Below are 13,924 nucleotides of genomic sequence, written 5' to 3' on the forward strand. Positions count from 1 at the left end.
GCGTGGCCGATACGGTTCATAACCGCATCGCGATGCTTCGCGCCGAGCGTCGGGTCTCACGCCGAGCGCTTGCCGAGGCTCTGGGAGTTCACTACCAGACCATTGGCTACCTTGAGCGCGGCGAGTACAGCCCCAGCCTGTATCTCGCTTTGAAGATCGCCGCGTATTTTGAAGTTCCCGTCGAGGTTTTGTTCTCGCTTGAGGAGTTTGGCCGGATCGGGTGACGCAGCCCCACGGGTGACGATGCGGTGCCTGAACAGAGTGAAGAAGCCGCGACGGGCAGCTCTTTCTCGACATGGGCTCCTGTTTCACAGTAATGTTGGTGGGAAGCATGTGACTGACGTGACGAAAGGAGATCCGCGTGGCCAACGAATTTGAGGATGTGCGGTTCCTCACCGTCGCCGAAGTCGCCGACATGATGCGAGTCTCCAAAATGACCGTTTACCGCATGGTTCACGCGGGAGAACTGCCCGCGATTCGTTTCGGGCGCTCATTCCGCGTGCCCGAGTCGGCCATCGCCAGTGCGATCACTCAGAACGTCGCAGATTCGGCGTGACATCCGCGTGTCGTAAATTCGGGTAAACTAGTCCGAGGCCTTTTTATGCCGGCCGCGGCACGCGCGGCCAGACCCAATACTTTTGTGAGGTTTTCGTGGGTTCAGTTATCAAGAAGCGTCGCAAGCGCATGGCGAAGAAGAAGCACCGCAAACTACTTCGCAAGACGCGCCACCAGCGCCGCAACAAGAAGTAGCCTTCTCGGCTGCACAAAAACGCCAGGGTCCCGGCCCTGGCGTTTTTTGGCGTGCATGGATGCTGTCGCCATCGCACGGTCTGCCCGCAGTAGTCTGGGACTATGACACACACCGTCACGCTCATCGGCAAGCCGGGGTGCCACCTGTGCGATGACGCACGCGCCGCAATCGAGCGTGTGCTCGCACAGCTGCCGCAGACAGCATCCGTGACTCTTGACGAGGCGTCGATTCTCGACGATGACGTGCTCTATCAGCGGTACTGGGAGCAGATCCCTGTCGTTCTCGTCGACGGTGAACAGCACACGTTCTGGCGGGTCGACGAGCAACGACTCGCGATTGCGCTCACGGGACACGACGTCTGAAAGGACACCATGGCCATCAAGCACATTGTGATGTGGACGTTCGCCGGAGACGACGCCGTGGCGAGAGACGAAGCCGCGCGCGAGATCGCCACGCGACTCGAGGCGCTTGTCGATCGCATTCCCGGCATCCAGTCGATTGATGTGAAGCGCAATGCGGCGTTCGACGACGTCAACTACGACCTTGCACTCGTCTCAGTGCACGACGATGTCGCCGCGCTCAAGGCGTACCAGGTGCATCCAGAGCACGCCGCGATCGCGTCGTACATTCGTACGGTCGTCGCTCAGCGAGCATCCATCGACCTCGACGTGTAACGGCTACTCGGCGTCGCGTTCTTTGGGCTTCGCGTCGACGCCGGCATCTTTGCGCTGCTGCGCGGTGATGGGGGCCGGTGCCTGCGTGAGCGGGTCGAACCCGTTGCCTGTCTTGGGGAAGGCGATGACCTCGCGAATCGAGTCGGAGCCCGTGAGCAGGGCCACGATGCGGTCCCAGCCTAAGGCGATCCCACCGTGGGGAGGGGCGCCGAAGGCGAATGCGTCGAGCAGGAAGCCGAATTTCGTGCGCGCCTGCTCCTCGTCGAGGCCCATGAGTGCGAACACGCGCTCCTGAACGTCTCGCTGATGGATGCGGATGGACCCGCCGCCCAGCTCATTGCCGTTGCAGACGATGTCGTACGCGTACGACATCGCGTTCTCGGGGTCGGTGTCGAACGTGTCGAGAAACTCCGGCTTCGGCGACGTGAATGCGTGGTGCACTGCCGTCCAACGACCGCTTCCCACAGCAACATCTCCCGAGGCCACGGCATCCTCTGCCGGCTCGAACATGGGAGCGTCGACAACCCAGACGAACGCCCATTCGCTCTCGTCGATGAGGCCAGCGGCCTCGCCGACCTCAAGACGGGCAGCACCGAGAAGTGCACGTGAGTCACGAACGGAACCGGCCGCGAAGAAGATCGCGTCTCCGGGCTTCGCGCCGACAGCATCCGCGAGCCCGTCGCGCTCAGCGTCGCTGAGGTTCTTGGCGACGGGGCCGCCGAGCGTTCCGTCGTCTGCGATCGTGACATACGCGAGGCCCTTTGCCCCACGGCCGCGCGCCCACTCCTGCCAGGCATCGAAGCCACGGCGCGGAGTCGAGGCGCCGCCGGGGAAGACGATTGCGCCCACGTAGGGGTTTTGGAAGACGCGGAATGCCGTGTCGGCGAAGTACTCGCTGAGCTCCGTGATCTCGAGGCCGAAGCGAAGGTCGGGCTTGTCGCTGCCGTACTTCTCCATTGCCTCGGCATACGTCATGCGAGGGATCGGCGTGGGGATCGTGTGGCCGATGAGCGACCAGACCGCCGAGACGATTTTTTCGCCGATGGCGATGATGTCTTCCTGGTCGACGAAGCTCATCTCCACGTCAAGCTGGGTGAACTCCGGCTGGCGGTCGGCGCGAAAGTCTTCGTCACGGTAGCAGCGGGCGATCTGGTAGTAGCGTTCCATGCCCGCCACCATGAGCAGCTGCTTGAAGAGCTGCGGTGACTGGGGCAGGGCGTACCACGACCCGGGGTTCAGGCGAGCAGGCACGACGAAGTCTCGAGCGCCCTCGGGCGTTGAGCGCGTAAGCGTCGGCGTTTCGATCTCAACGAAGTCCAGTTCGTCGAGCACATCCCGCGCCGCCTTGTTTGCCTTGGAGCGCAGGCGAAGCGCGCGCGCCGGCTCGGGACGACGCAGGTCGAGGTAGCGGTGCTTCAGCCGGGCTTCCTCGCCGATCGTCTCGGTGCCGTCGAGCGCCGTCGACACCTGGAACGGCAGAGCCGCTGACTCGCCCAGCACGGTGACGGTTTCGGCGATCACCTCGATCTGGCCCGTCGAGAGGTTGTCGTTGGCGTTGCCCTCCGGTCGCTTCTGCACGATGCCCGTCACCTGCAGCACAAACTCCGAGCGGAGGGGATGAGCCACCTCCTCATCGCGGATGACCACCTGGGCAATGCCGGATGCATCGCGCAGATCGATGAAGGCAACTCCACCGTGATCGCGGCGACGATCGACCCAACCGGCAAGAGTGACGGACTCGTCGAGCTGCTCGAGTCCGAGGGTTCCGGCGTTGTGAGTGCGAAGCACAGAAAGGTCCTTTCCGCGTGTGAGGAGGGAGGATGCCGCGCAGAATCACAGCCCCTCCCGAGGCATTCGACAAGTCTACGTGCCCGCTCGCGCCGACGACGCCGCCAGCCCGTTCGGTTTCTCGGCAGATTCTTAGCTCTACAGAACGTAGACTAAGGGTCGTGGCTGCCTCCCAGATCCATCTCGTCCGCCATGGCGAGGTGCACAATCCCTCGCATGTTCTGTATGGACGCATCCCCGGATTCGGGTTGTCTGAACGCGGGCGGAGCATGGCGAAGGCCGCTGCAGACGAACTCGCAGAACACGAACGGCCCGTTTCTCGCGTCATCGCATCGCCGCTTCAGCGCACGCAGGAATCGGCGGCTCCCATCGCTTCGGCATTCGATATGCCGATCGAGAACGACGCACGCTTGATCGAGCCGAGCAACTACTTCGAGGGAATGCGCATGAGCAGTGCGCTTCGCAACCCGCGCAATTGGTATGCGGTGCGCAACCCGCGCAAGCCGAGCTGGGGAGAACCCTTCGCCGACATCGCTGCGCGCATGCGCGAGGCAATCGCTGAGGCGTGGGAGACGACCGAGTCGGGCGACGTCGTGCTGGTGAGTCATCAGCTTCCGATTTGGATGGCCCATTCCAGCATCCTTGGCATTCCTCTTCACCATGACCCGCGCAAACGCCGCTGTTCCCTATCGAGCATCACGACGATTGAATACACGGGGAAGCGCTTTGCCGAGATCGGCTACTCCGAGCCAGCCCTTCTGCTGACAGCAGGCGCCGTCGACGTGGGTGCCGTATGATCCGAAAACGACAGGCCGGGCGGATGCTGTCGGCAGCGGCCGCCGCGCTTGCCACGGTGCTTCTTGTCGCCGGCTGCTCCGAAGATCCCCTCGCCGAGCAGTACAAAGAAGGCAGCAGCAAAGGCTACATCGCGGGCGACGGCTCCGTGATGGAGATCGCTGAGTCCGATCGTGGCGAGCCCGTCGAGTTCGCGGGAACCACCGAGTCGGGCGACGAGATCTCGTCGAGTGACCTCGTCGGAGACGTCGTTGTCGTCAACTTCTGGTACGCATCGTGTGCCCCGTGCCGTGCAGAAGCCCCCATTCTTGACGAGGTGTACCAGAGCTTCGGCGATGATGGCGTTGCCTTCGTGGGCGTGAACCTGCGCGATCAGCCGGGCACTGCGGAGTCCTTCAACAAGACGTACGACATCGGCTACTCGTCGATCATCGACGTCAATACGGGAAGCGTGAAGCTCGCGTTCGCCGACACCGTTCCGCCGAACAGCGTTCCGACAACCATCGTTCTTGACAAGAAGGGTCGTGTCTCGGCCCGCATTCTCGGGGCTGTTCCCGACACGTCGATTCTGTCGACACTCGTCGAAGACGCCGTCGCGGAGAAGTGACGTGAATCCCGGAGACATCGTCATCGGCGGGCAGCTGCTGCTCGCTATTCCGATCGCCGCACTTGCCGGGCTCGTGTCGTTCGCTTCGCCCTGCGTGCTGCCCCTCGTTCCCGGATACCTCGCCTACGTTGGGGGCGCCACAACCGCACAGCAGGGTGCATCCGCCCCGAAGCGAGACCGCGCGCGACTGATGATCGGCGTTGTTCTCTTCGTTGCCGGGTTCTCTGCCATCTTCACCGCTTACGGCTTCGCGTTCGGGGGCCTTGGCCGCTGGCTCGTCGCCTATGGGCCGCTCATCACACAGATTCTCGGCGCCATCGTCATTGTCATGGGGCTCATCTTCATCGGCCAGGTCACGTTTATGCAGCGAACGTTCCGACCCTCGTGGCAGCCCAAGACCGGGCTGTGGGGTGCGCCGCTGCTCGGCATCGTGTTCGGCATCGGCTGGGCACCCTGCGTCGGCCCGACGCTCGTCGCAATCCAGTCGCTCAGCTTCGGTTCGGCATCACCGTGGCGTGGAGCGCTTCTCAGTTTCGTGTACTGCCTCGGCCTCGGCATCCCGTTCGTCATCATGGCCCTTGGCGCGACATGGGCGACAAAGAGCGTGACGTTCCTTCGCAGCCACATTCGCGCCATCAACATCGTGGGCGGCATTCTGCTCATCGTCATCGGACTGCTCATGGTCACCGGAATCTGGACGTCCCTGATCAGCATGCTCGCGGGGGTGATGCCAAACTTTGTCCCGGCCATCTGATTACACTGACGGGCACGACGCCCCCAACGTCGAGCAGCCCGTGTCGCAGCCCAAGCTCGGCCCTCTGGGGTGGGCGCGCTGGATCTGGCGTCAACTCACGAGCATGCGTACAGCGCTTCTTCTTCTTCTTCTGCTCGCGATCGCGGCGATTCCCGGGTCACTCGTTCCACAGCGGTCAAGCGATCCCAATGGCGTCACTCAGTACTTCACCGAGCATCCTGATCTGGCGCCGGTGCTCGACAACATCCAGATGTTTGACGTGTTCACATCGGCGTGGTTCTCGGCCATCTACATCCTGCTTTTCACATCGCTCGTCGGCTGCGTCATTCCACGTGTCAAGCACCACATCGGTGCACTGCGCGCCAAGCCACCGCGCACGCCTGCACGCCTCAATCGTCTGGGCGACTTCAGCGAGGCGACGTATGGCGCAGGCGACGGTGTGGACTCGGATGCCGCGGCTGCGGTGTCGTCGGCACGCGACCTGCTGAAGAAATCCGGGTATCGGGTTGCTCTGTACGAGTCGCAGGCAACGCGCACCAGCCCCGCGAGCATCTCGGTGTCGGCCGAACGCGGCTACCTGCGCGAGACCGGCAACCTCATCTTTCATTCGGCGCTGCTTCTGATTCTGCTCGTCGTCGGCATCGGCGGGGGCTTCGGATATTCCGGGCAGCGGGTCGTCGTCGAGGGGCAGACGTTCGTCAATGTGCTCGGCGACTATGACTCGTTCAGCCCAGGTCGGTTCTTCGACCCAGCGCAACTCGCCCCGTACTCGCTGACGCTCGACGAATTTAACGTCGACTACGAGACGGAGAATATCAACGCCTACGGCCAGGCGATCGACTTTGAGGCGAACGTCACCGCGCGCACTCCGTCGGGGAGCGAAGACGATACGCCGATCAAGGTGAATGACCCACTGCGGTTCGAGGGGACCGACGTCTATCTTCTGGGCAACGGCTACGCGCCGACTGTCACGGTGAAAGACCCCGAGGGCAACGTCGTCTTCACCGACTCGATTCCGTTTTTGCCGCAGGATCCGTCAACGCTCACGTCTGTTGGCGTCGTCAAGGTTCCCGACGGCCTCAAGAAGCAGCTCGGCATGGTCGGGTTCTTCTACCCCACCGCGTACCCTCTCGAGACCGGCGCCTACACCTCTACGTATCCCGGGCTCGAATACCCGCTGCTCACGCTCAACGTGTATTCGGGCGACCTCGGCATTGACGGAGGAGTTCCCAAATCGGTTTACGCACTCGATGTCGATGGAATGACTCCGCTCACCGGCGGCGATACCGGCGTCGAGTCCATCGAGCTTATGCCGGGCCAGAGCGCCGACCTGCCGAACGGCATGGGAACGATCGAATTTGTCAACGAGAATCCGACAGGCCAGGGTTTCGAAGGCTCGGTTCACCGCTTCGCCTCCTTCGACATTCACGACGACAAGACACAGCTCGGCGTTGCGATCGGGGCGGGGCTCGTACTGTTGGGCCTGCTCATCTCGCTCTTCGTGCCGCGCCGCCGCGTCTGGGTGAAGGCGTCAGACAACGATGACGGAACCGTGCGCATTGAGTACGCCGGGTTGGCGCGTGGCGAAGACCCAGGGCTTGCGGATGCTGTCGAGGCGATCGCCTACCGACATGGCACCGCGCTGGGAGTGGAGCGCGAATGATCATCGCCGCTCTCGCCCTCGACGTCGTTCTGACGCTCATCTTCGCTCTCTCAGGGCGATCGAGCCATGCCGAGGCGCTTGACCCCGCCGGCATCGCCGGAACGTGGTGGCCGTTCCTCGTCGCCCTCGTCGTCGGCTGGATCGTCACGCTCGCGTGGCGCCGCCCGACGAGCGTCGTACGCACCGGCATCCCGCTCTGGATCATCACTGTTGCCGGCGGAATGCTGCTGCGTGCAGCATCCGGTCAAGGCACAGCACTGCCGTTCATCATCGTCGCCACCATCGTGCTCGGCCTCGCACTGGTCGGGTGGCGTCTCATCGCCCTGCTTGTGCGCACCGTTCGCGCCCGGAACGCGCGAGAATCGAAGGAGTAGCCTTACACCGTGGATCTCAACTCGTTCTCCCTGCTGGCCCTGTGGTCGGCCACAGCACTGTATGCGCTCGCGCTCATCGCGTTTGCGCTCGATCTCGGCCGCCGAAGCGCCGAGGTGAGAGAAGCAGCGCATGCTGTCGACTCGGCCGCTGCGGCATCGGCGCAATCCGAGGCGACCGCGCAGGCGGGCGGCGGCGTCGCCGTCAAGACCCGGCCGGCGAAGCCGCGCAGCACGGAGCCCGCGGTGAGAGCACAGCGCTCGCCGTCGCTGCGATCCGCGATGGCGCTGATGGTGATGGGTTTCCTTCTGCATGTCGCCGCCGATGTGACGCGCGGCATTGCCGCGGAGCGTGTGCCGTGGGCAAACCTGTACGAGTTTGTCATGACGGGCACGATGCTTGTCGTCGCCGTGTTCCTCGTTGTGAACATCAAGGTCGATCTGCGCTATCTCGGCACGTTCATCTCGCTGCTCGTGGTGTCGCTGCTGTGCATGGGAACCATCAACTTCTATGTCGAGGTGGCTCCGCTCCCTCCGGCTCTGCAGTCGGCGTGGCTCGTGATTCACGTGTTCCTCGCGACGACGGCGATGGGCTTTCTTGCGCTCGGCTGTGCGCTGAGCGTGCTGCAGCTGATCCAGGCGCGCACCGAGGCGAGGCGTGCTTCGCTTGGTGAGCTGAAGCTCAAGTTCATGGCGACGTTCCCGTCGGCGCAGCGGCTTGAGAATCTCGCGTACCGCACGATCATCGTGGGCTTCGTCCTGTGGACGTTCACGCTCATCGCCGGCTCGATCTGGGCAGAGGCCGCGTGGGGCCGCTACTGGGGCTGGGACACCAAGGAAGTCTGGACCTTCATCGTCTGGGTGATCTATGCCGGGTTCGTGCATGCGCGAGCGACGAAGGGCTGGCGCGGTGGTCGTGCTGCTTGGTTGGCGATCATCGGCTTTGCGACGGTGATCTTCAACTTCACCGTGGTGAACATCTTCTTCAACGGCCTGCACAGCTACTCGGGGTTGTAAGCCGCGAGCCTACCGGCCGTGGACTGCCTCCGCTCTGTGAGCCGTCACGCACGCAAACCCTATGAATGAGCTGTGATAGCGTTGTGAAGATTTTGTGTCACAACGTGGGACACAGCGAAGATTCCGTGGGGGGAACCAGGGTTGAGTAGTGCAATTGCGCAGTCGCGTCATGACGGGGAAACGGGCGTTGCGAGGTGGAAGCGCGGAGTCATAGCGCTGATGGCGCTCACGGTGGCATTCATTCTCACCGCGTGTGGAGCCGTTGTTGACACCACACTTGTGATCAAAGCCGATGGCAGCGGATCCCGCGCGATATCCGCGACTGTCGAAGCAGACGACCTTGAGAAGGTCGATGGCGGAGCTGCTGCCATCGACAAGGCCATCACCGAGAACATCCCCGAAGGAATGGAGTACGGGGGTCAAAAAGCGGGCAGTGACGGTGCAGCCGTCTACTCGTTCACCATCGAATTCGATTCGCAAAGTGACTACGAAGAGAAGGTCATCGGCATTCTCGGGGCGGGTGGAGTCACAGACATTGAGACCGAGATCGAGATTGTCGTCGCCGACTCGGTGTTCCGCGAAGGCGTGAGCGTGAACGAAAACTTCACGTCTCAGGATCTTCTGCAATGGCTCGTCGAGGCCATGGTGAAGTCGGGAATCGTCGACGACGATGACAAGGACGATCTCACGGAGATCGGGAAGACCGTTGTCGAGGTCGACGGAGTCGGACACGACTCATCGGCGAAAATTGAGTACTCGGACATCGCCGATTACGGCATCCGGGATCTGAATGTCACGACTGACGGAATCGGCACAGGCGCCTACGAACGCACGATCTCATATGACCTGTCGCGTGAGACGTACTCCCGTGACACCGACGCCTACGACGAGTTCTTCACGAAGGCGACGCCAAAAGGCGGCACCTTGACCGAGCCGGACGAAGCGTCAACCGTCTGGACGATCTCTTTCTCAGCAAAAGACGAGAAGCAGCTGATCGACTACACGAACACGGCGCTGAACTCTGAATCGACGGACTTTGCCGTGTCGAGCGAGACCGACGCTGATGATCCGACGATGTTCCACACGTCAGTGATCGACTTTGTCGACTGTGGGCAGATCTGCAATGAGGACGCCGAAGTCTCGTCGAACCTGGTCCTGCCGAAGGGCTGGCAGGGTGACAACGGGGGCGCAGGAGAAGACGGTTGGTCGATGCCCATCAGCCATGACCCGGTTGTCTTCGACCACCGCGTGCAGTTCGAGTCGGTTGTTGCGGCAGCATCCGTAGCTCCTTCAGGGGAGAACACGCTCACCATCGACTACGTTCTGAGCGTCGAGAATGCGGACCTCGTCGGATCGGCGATGCAAGAATTCCTCGAGCCTGCATCAACGGTCGCGGACCTCAGTGTCGACGCGGGTAAGAAGGCAGTCACCTACACGATCACGGTTGTCGGTGAGGATGCCGCTGAGACAAACAGCCGACTGGACGAGTACCTGCCCGGGTCGCAGTACAGTGTCGTCGAGTCGGACTCGTCACTGTTTACGCGGTCGTATTCGGTGAACATGATCATCGCTTTGCCCCGTGACCTGCTGAGCGGTGGCGTCGCGGATGGGATCACGTACCGTGTTGACCTTCCCGGTGGTGCGAGCGTTGCCGATAGCTCCGAGCTGCCCAAGGGCGCCAAGATCGCCGGCAACGTCGTGGCTGTGTCTGAAGACTCCCCGAGCTCGCCTGAGTTCCGTGTTGACGCGAGTAGTCCGAACATCGGAGGCATCATCACGCTCGGTGTGATTGTGCTGTTCGTACTGCTGATCATTGCAGCCGTGGTTTTCTTGGTGATTCGGCAGAAGAAGAAGGCGGCTGCAGCAGGCCCGAACGGCGGACTCTTCAGCTACGACGGAGACCAGACGGGGAACCCCGACGCGTCTGCGGCAGGAACGCCGTCGCCCGATGCCGTGCCGCCTGCTTCGCCGACGTCGGCTGGCGAGCCGCTGGCGCAGACCGCGGTGCTCGACGAATCGGCGACGGAGCAGCTTCCAGAGCCGTCTTCTGAGTCGCCGACGGAGGTGCTGCCTCCGCGGCCACCGCTTCCGCCGAACTCGCAGCAGTAGAACGCGGCATCGGCCCGTAACCGCCGCTACAGCAGGGCGTAACAGCGGCGGATGCGGTCACGCCACCACTCGTCACGTTCGGGTGGCGCGGCGTAATCGCGCAGCATCCGCTCTGAGACGTCGACGCGGCGCACATCGATGGCGCCGTTGCGTGCCACAAGCGGCTTGTCAGTGACGTCGGCGGCGAGCAGAGAGGCTGTGCCGAGCCCGCAGTCGTAGGGCAATTCGGGCACGGCTGCGGCCAGGTGTGCGCCGAGCGCGAGACCGACCGATGTGTCGAGGGCACTCGAAACGGTGACCGGCAGTCCGGCAACGCGCACGATGTCGAGCGCACGGGTGATGCCGCCGAGTGGCTGTGCTTTGACGATGAGCAGGTCGGCGGCGTTCGCCGTGGCAACCTCGAGAGGATCGCTCGCTTTGCGCACGCTCTCGTCTGCGGCAATCGGAATGCCCATGTACTTCACGCGTTTGCGCACGTCGGCTAGCTCATCGACAGTGGCGCACGGCTGTTCGACGTACTCGATGTCGCACTCGGAAAGTGTGCGGATGGCGTGCTCGGCCTCGTCGACATTCCAGCCGCCGTTCGCGTCGAGGCGCACGCGGCCCTCTGGCCCCATCAGGCGGCGCACCTCGGCGACACGTGCGACGTCGTCATCGAGGCTCTGACCCTGTTCGGCGACCTTCACCTTCACGGTGCGGCAGCCGTCGTAGCGTGCCAGCACGGTCTCGACCTGCGCCACCTCGACAGCCGGCATCGTTGCATTCACACGGATGCTGTCGCGGAAGAGCTGTGGAAGCTCGCCCCAGCCGAACTCAATGCCTGCCCGCAGCCACGTCGCCGCCTCGGCATCCTGGTACTCAGTGAACGGCGAGAACTCGGTGGCGCCCTCGGGGCCGATGAAGATCACGGCCTCGCGCTGTGTGATTCCGCGGAACTGCGTTGTCAATGGCAGCGAGACAACGTGCGCCGTGGCAAGCAGTTCGTCGAGTGGCGGCAGCGAATCCATGCACCCATTCTGCTCTCTGCCCGCGAGAAGTACACGCATTCGGAGCCCGCGCTGCCGATGCGGCGTGTCGTCGCCCGACACGCCCCACATGAACTGGTCTCTCCGAATTACGGGGCACCCTGGCTGGTGGCTGACAACTACGATTGACGCATGACGGTGTCTGAGATCTTCGACGAAACGCAGTGGCAGACGGTTGAGGGCTTCGAGCAGCTCACCGACATCACCTATCACCACACGCACGACGGCCGCGTGGCACGCGTCGCGTTCGACCGCCCTGACGTGCGCAACGCTTTTCGTCCGCATACAGTCGACGAGCTGTACCGGGCGCTGGATCACGCGCGCACCACGTCGACGGTCGGCGTCGTGCTGCTCACAGGCAACGGCCCGAGCGCCAAAGACGGTGGCTGGGCGTTCTGCTCGGGCGGCGACCAACGCATCCGCGGCCGCGACGGCTACAAGTACTCCGACGCCGACACGTCAGCGGGCATCGATCCGGCGCGCTCGGGCCGCCTGCACATCCTCGAAGTTCAACGGCTCATCCGCTTCATGCCCAAGGTAGTCATCGCCGTCGTTCCCGGCTGGGCTGCCGGCGGCGGGCACTCGCTGCACGTTGTGTGCGATCTCACGCTCGCGAGCGACACAGCGAAATTCAAGCAGACGGATGCCGATGTCGGCTCCTTCGACGCCGGCTACGGTTCCGCCTACTTCGCGCGCCAGATCGGCCAGAAGTTTGCCCGTGAGGTGTTCTTTCTTGCCGGAACATACACGGCCCAGCGTGCTTACGAGATGGGCGCCGTCAACGCTGTCGTTCCGCACGCTGACCTCGAAACCGAGGCGCTGCGGTGGGCACGGCGCATTCTCACCAAGTCGCCGACGGCAATCCGGATGCTGAAGTTCGCGTTCAATGCAGTCGACGACGGTCTCGTGGGCCAGCAGGTCTTCGCGGGCGAGGCGACGCGCCTCGCCTATGGCACAGACGAGGCCGTCGAGGGGCGTGACTCGTTTCTCGAAAAGCGCGAACCCGACTGGTCGCCGTACCCCTGGCAGTACTGAGCGGCAGAACCGAGCGGCACGACGATCGCGGCGAATCGGGAACCAACTTTTGCGATAATCCGGCACTGTTGGAGAGCAAAAGTTGGTCCCCGATCGTGGTCGCTGGCCAGGCACGGGTCGTAGACTCGGGTCATGACGCGCAGTCTCGTCGCTGTTTCAGCATCCGACCCGCTTGAGGTTATGAGCGCGCTGCGTAGCGCACTCGATCGGTCGGGTCCGGCGCTTCTGCCGGTTGCGGCCGAATCCACGCACGACGACACACCGCTCGCTGCCCACCACGGCTCAGAGCTGCACGAAGCTCCGCACGCGACTGCCGCCGTCATTCGCACCTCAGGGTCGACCGGTCTGCCCAAGAACATTGTGCTCAGTGCCGATGCGCTGCTGGCGTCAGCATCCGCCTCTGAGTCGGTCATGGGCGGGTCAGGGCAGTGGCTTCTCGCGCTCCCCGCGCACTACGTGGCCGGGCTGCAGGTGCTCGTGCGGTCGATCGCCGCCGAGACGACGCCTGTCGTGCTTGCTCCGGGGCGCTTCGACACGGCGGCATTCGTCGAAGCGAGCAAGCAGCTCACGGGCGACCTGCGCTTCACCTCGCTCGTTCCGGCACAGCTGATGCGACTGCTCGAGACGCGTGCGGGGGTGACGGCATTGCGCCGCTTCGACGGCATCCTGATCGGCGGCCAGGCGCTTCCCGAACCGATTCGGGATCGCGCGCAGCTGCTCGGCCTCCCGGTGTATCGCACCTACGGATCAAGCGAGACGTCCGGCGGCTGCGTCTACAACGGGCGACCGCTGCCCGGCGTTGAGATGAACATCGTCGATGGTCAGGTGGAGCTGACGGGACCAACGCTGAGCGACGGCTACCTCGCCGATGACGGAACTTTCGACCACGCTCGCATGGAGGGAGTCTTCGTCGACCGCGACGGACGCCACTGGTATCGCACAGGCGACCTCGTCACCATCGACGACGGCGTGCTCACGGTGCTCGGCCGGGCGGACAACGTGATCGTCTCGGGCGGAGTTAACGTCAACCTCGACCGCGTTGAACGCATCGTGCACACCGTCGCCGGGCTTGAAGACGCCGTGGTCGTCGGTGCCGCAGACGACCGCTGGGGGCAGGTTCCCGTTGTCGTCACCGATGTTTCGGGCACCCGCCTCGACGAGGTTCAGGATGCTGTTTCGCAGCAGCTCGGCAAGCCCGCCCGCCCGAACCGAATCGTCACGATTGCCGCTGTTCCTCGACTCACTTCGGGCAAGCCCGACCGACAGGCCGTCGCGCGTGCAATCGCGGAGCGCACGCTGCCATAGCGATCTTTAGTAAAGTTGCCGCGGAGCAGG

At 63.4% G+C, this 13,924-nt stretch carries 16 protein-coding genes; 14 read left to right on the forward strand and 2 right to left on the reverse strand.

Annotation, left to right across the window (positions count from 1 at the left end; genetic code table 11):
• The first annotated feature begins 2 nt into the window (after positions 1-2).
• The 5 genes from HCR76_RS01520 (at position 3) to HCR76_RS01540 (ending at position 1,425) form a co-directional block, all read left to right on the forward strand.
• Positions 3-224, forward strand: coding sequence for a helix-turn-helix transcriptional regulator (locus HCR76_RS01520; RefSeq protein ID WP_235934394.1), 222 nt, complete (start codon positions 3-5; stop codon positions 222-224).
• A 137-nt stretch (positions 225-361) separates the two neighbouring features.
• Positions 362-556: a helix-turn-helix domain-containing protein gene (locus tag HCR76_RS01525; RefSeq protein ID WP_166985458.1), complete on the forward strand. Its 195-nt coding sequence runs from the start codon at positions 362-364 to the stop codon at positions 554-556.
• 95 nt (positions 557-651) lie between these two features.
• Positions 652-750 (forward strand): 30S ribosomal protein bS22, encoded by a 99-nt coding sequence (locus HCR76_RS01530; RefSeq protein ID WP_003792170.1) that lies wholly within the window; start codon positions 652-654, stop codon positions 748-750.
• Between the two features lie 102 nt (positions 751-852).
• Positions 853-1,113: a glutaredoxin family protein gene (locus tag HCR76_RS01535; RefSeq protein ID WP_166985456.1), complete on the forward strand. Its 261-nt coding sequence runs from the start codon at positions 853-855 to the stop codon at positions 1,111-1,113.
• Between the two features lie 9 nt (positions 1,114-1,122).
• Positions 1,123-1,425: a Dabb family protein gene (locus tag HCR76_RS01540; RefSeq protein ID WP_166985453.1), complete on the forward strand. Its 303-nt coding sequence runs from the start codon at positions 1,123-1,125 to the stop codon at positions 1,423-1,425.
• 3 nt (positions 1,426-1,428) lie between these two features.
• On the opposite strand, the gene aspS is transcribed toward HCR76_RS01540, so the two are convergent.
• Positions 1,429-3,213 carry an aspartate--tRNA ligase gene (gene aspS, locus HCR76_RS01545; protein WP_166985450.1) on the reverse strand — a complete coding sequence of 595 codons (1,785 nt, stop codon included), beginning with the start codon at positions 3,211-3,213 and terminating at the stop codon, positions 1,429-1,431.
• A 161-nt stretch (positions 3,214-3,374) separates the two neighbouring features.
• On the opposite strand from aspS, the gene HCR76_RS01550 reads away from it, so the two are divergent.
• The 7 genes from HCR76_RS01550 to HCR76_RS01580 all read left to right on the forward strand — a co-directional run bounded on the left by HCR76_RS01550 (position 3,375) and on the right by HCR76_RS01580 (position 10,529).
• Positions 3,375-4,010 carry a histidine phosphatase family protein gene (locus HCR76_RS01550; protein ID WP_166985447.1) on the forward strand — a complete coding sequence of 212 codons (636 nt, stop codon included), beginning with the start codon at positions 3,375-3,377 and terminating at the stop codon, positions 4,008-4,010.
• The gene (locus tag HCR76_RS01555) at positions 4,007-4,615 is read left to right on the forward strand and encodes a TlpA family protein disulfide reductase (RefSeq protein ID WP_166985444.1); all 609 of its coding nucleotides are present in this window, start codon (positions 4,007-4,009) and stop codon (positions 4,613-4,615) included. The genes HCR76_RS01550 and HCR76_RS01555 overlap by 4 nt, the downstream gene beginning before the upstream one ends.
• A gap of 1 nt (position 4,616) precedes the next feature.
• On the forward strand, positions 4,617-5,369 hold the full coding sequence (locus tag HCR76_RS01560; protein WP_166985441.1) for a cytochrome c biogenesis CcdA family protein: 753 nt from the start codon (positions 4,617-4,619) through the stop codon (positions 5,367-5,369).
• On the forward strand, positions 5,353-7,032 hold the full coding sequence (gene resB / locus HCR76_RS01565) for a cytochrome c biogenesis protein ResB (protein WP_166985438.1): 1,680 nt from the start codon (positions 5,353-5,355) through the stop codon (positions 7,030-7,032). Before HCR76_RS01560 ends, resB begins: the two co-directional genes overlap by 17 nt.
• A complete protein-coding gene (locus tag HCR76_RS01570; RefSeq protein ID WP_166985435.1) occupies positions 7,029-7,406 on the forward strand; it encodes a DUF3054 domain-containing protein in 378 nt (125 codons plus the stop codon). Before resB ends, HCR76_RS01570 begins: the two co-directional genes overlap by 4 nt.
• A gap of 9 nt (positions 7,407-7,415) precedes the next feature.
• A complete protein-coding gene (gene ccsB, locus HCR76_RS01575; protein ID WP_166985432.1) occupies positions 7,416-8,420 on the forward strand; it encodes a c-type cytochrome biogenesis protein CcsB in 1,005 nt (334 codons plus the stop codon).
• A gap of 141 nt (positions 8,421-8,561) precedes the next feature.
• Positions 8,562-10,529 (forward strand): EGFR-like transmembrane domain-containing protein, encoded by a 1,968-nt coding sequence (locus HCR76_RS01580; protein ID WP_166985429.1) that lies wholly within the window; start codon positions 8,562-8,564, stop codon positions 10,527-10,529.
• A gap of 26 nt (positions 10,530-10,555) precedes the next feature.
• Here HCR76_RS01580 and HCR76_RS01585 read toward each other — a convergent pair whose 3' ends face one another.
• Complete coding sequence (locus HCR76_RS01585; RefSeq protein ID WP_166985426.1) at positions 10,556-11,536, reverse strand: o-succinylbenzoate synthase; 981 nt, start codon at positions 11,534-11,536, stop codon at positions 10,556-10,558.
• 150 nt (positions 11,537-11,686) lie between these two features.
• Between HCR76_RS01585 and HCR76_RS01590 the strand changes: the two genes are divergently transcribed.
• Positions 11,687-12,589, forward strand: a complete 903-nt coding sequence (locus HCR76_RS01590; protein WP_166985423.1) for a 1,4-dihydroxy-2-naphthoyl-CoA synthase — start codon at positions 11,687-11,689, stop codon at positions 12,587-12,589.
• A gap of 132 nt (positions 12,590-12,721) precedes the next feature.
• Positions 12,722-13,894 (forward strand): AMP-binding protein, encoded by a 1,173-nt coding sequence (locus HCR76_RS01595; RefSeq protein WP_166985420.1) that lies wholly within the window; start codon positions 12,722-12,724, stop codon positions 13,892-13,894.
• Positions 13,895-13,924 lie beyond the last annotated feature (30 nt).

Source organism: Paramicrobacterium chengjingii (genome assembly GCF_011751765.2).
Lineage (GTDB): Bacteria > Actinomycetota > Actinomycetes > Actinomycetales > Microbacteriaceae > Paramicrobacterium > Paramicrobacterium chengjingii.

Coding starts and splice junctions, on each gene's coding strand:
- HCR76_RS01535 (WP_166985456.1), top strand. CDS start 853: ATGACACACACCGTCACGCTCATCGGCAAGCCGGGGTGCCACCTGTGC.
- HCR76_RS01540 (WP_166985453.1), top strand. CDS start 1,123: ATGGCCATCAAGCACATTGTGATGTGGACGTTCGCCGGAGACGACGCC.
- HCR76_RS01555 (WP_166985444.1), top strand. CDS start 4,007: ATGATCCGAAAACGACAGGCCGGGCGGATGCTGTCGGCAGCGGCCGCC.
- HCR76_RS01570 (WP_166985435.1), top strand. CDS start 7,029: ATGATCATCGCCGCTCTCGCCCTCGACGTCGTTCTGACGCTCATCTTC.
- HCR76_RS01585 (WP_166985426.1), bottom strand. CDS start 11,536: ATGGATTCGCTGCCGCCACTCGACGAACTGCTTGCCACGGCGCACGTT.
- HCR76_RS01590 (WP_166985423.1), top strand. CDS start 11,687: ATGACGGTGTCTGAGATCTTCGACGAAACGCAGTGGCAGACGGTTGAG.
- HCR76_RS01595 (WP_166985420.1), top strand. CDS start 12,722: ATGACGCGCAGTCTCGTCGCTGTTTCAGCATCCGACCCGCTTGAGGTT.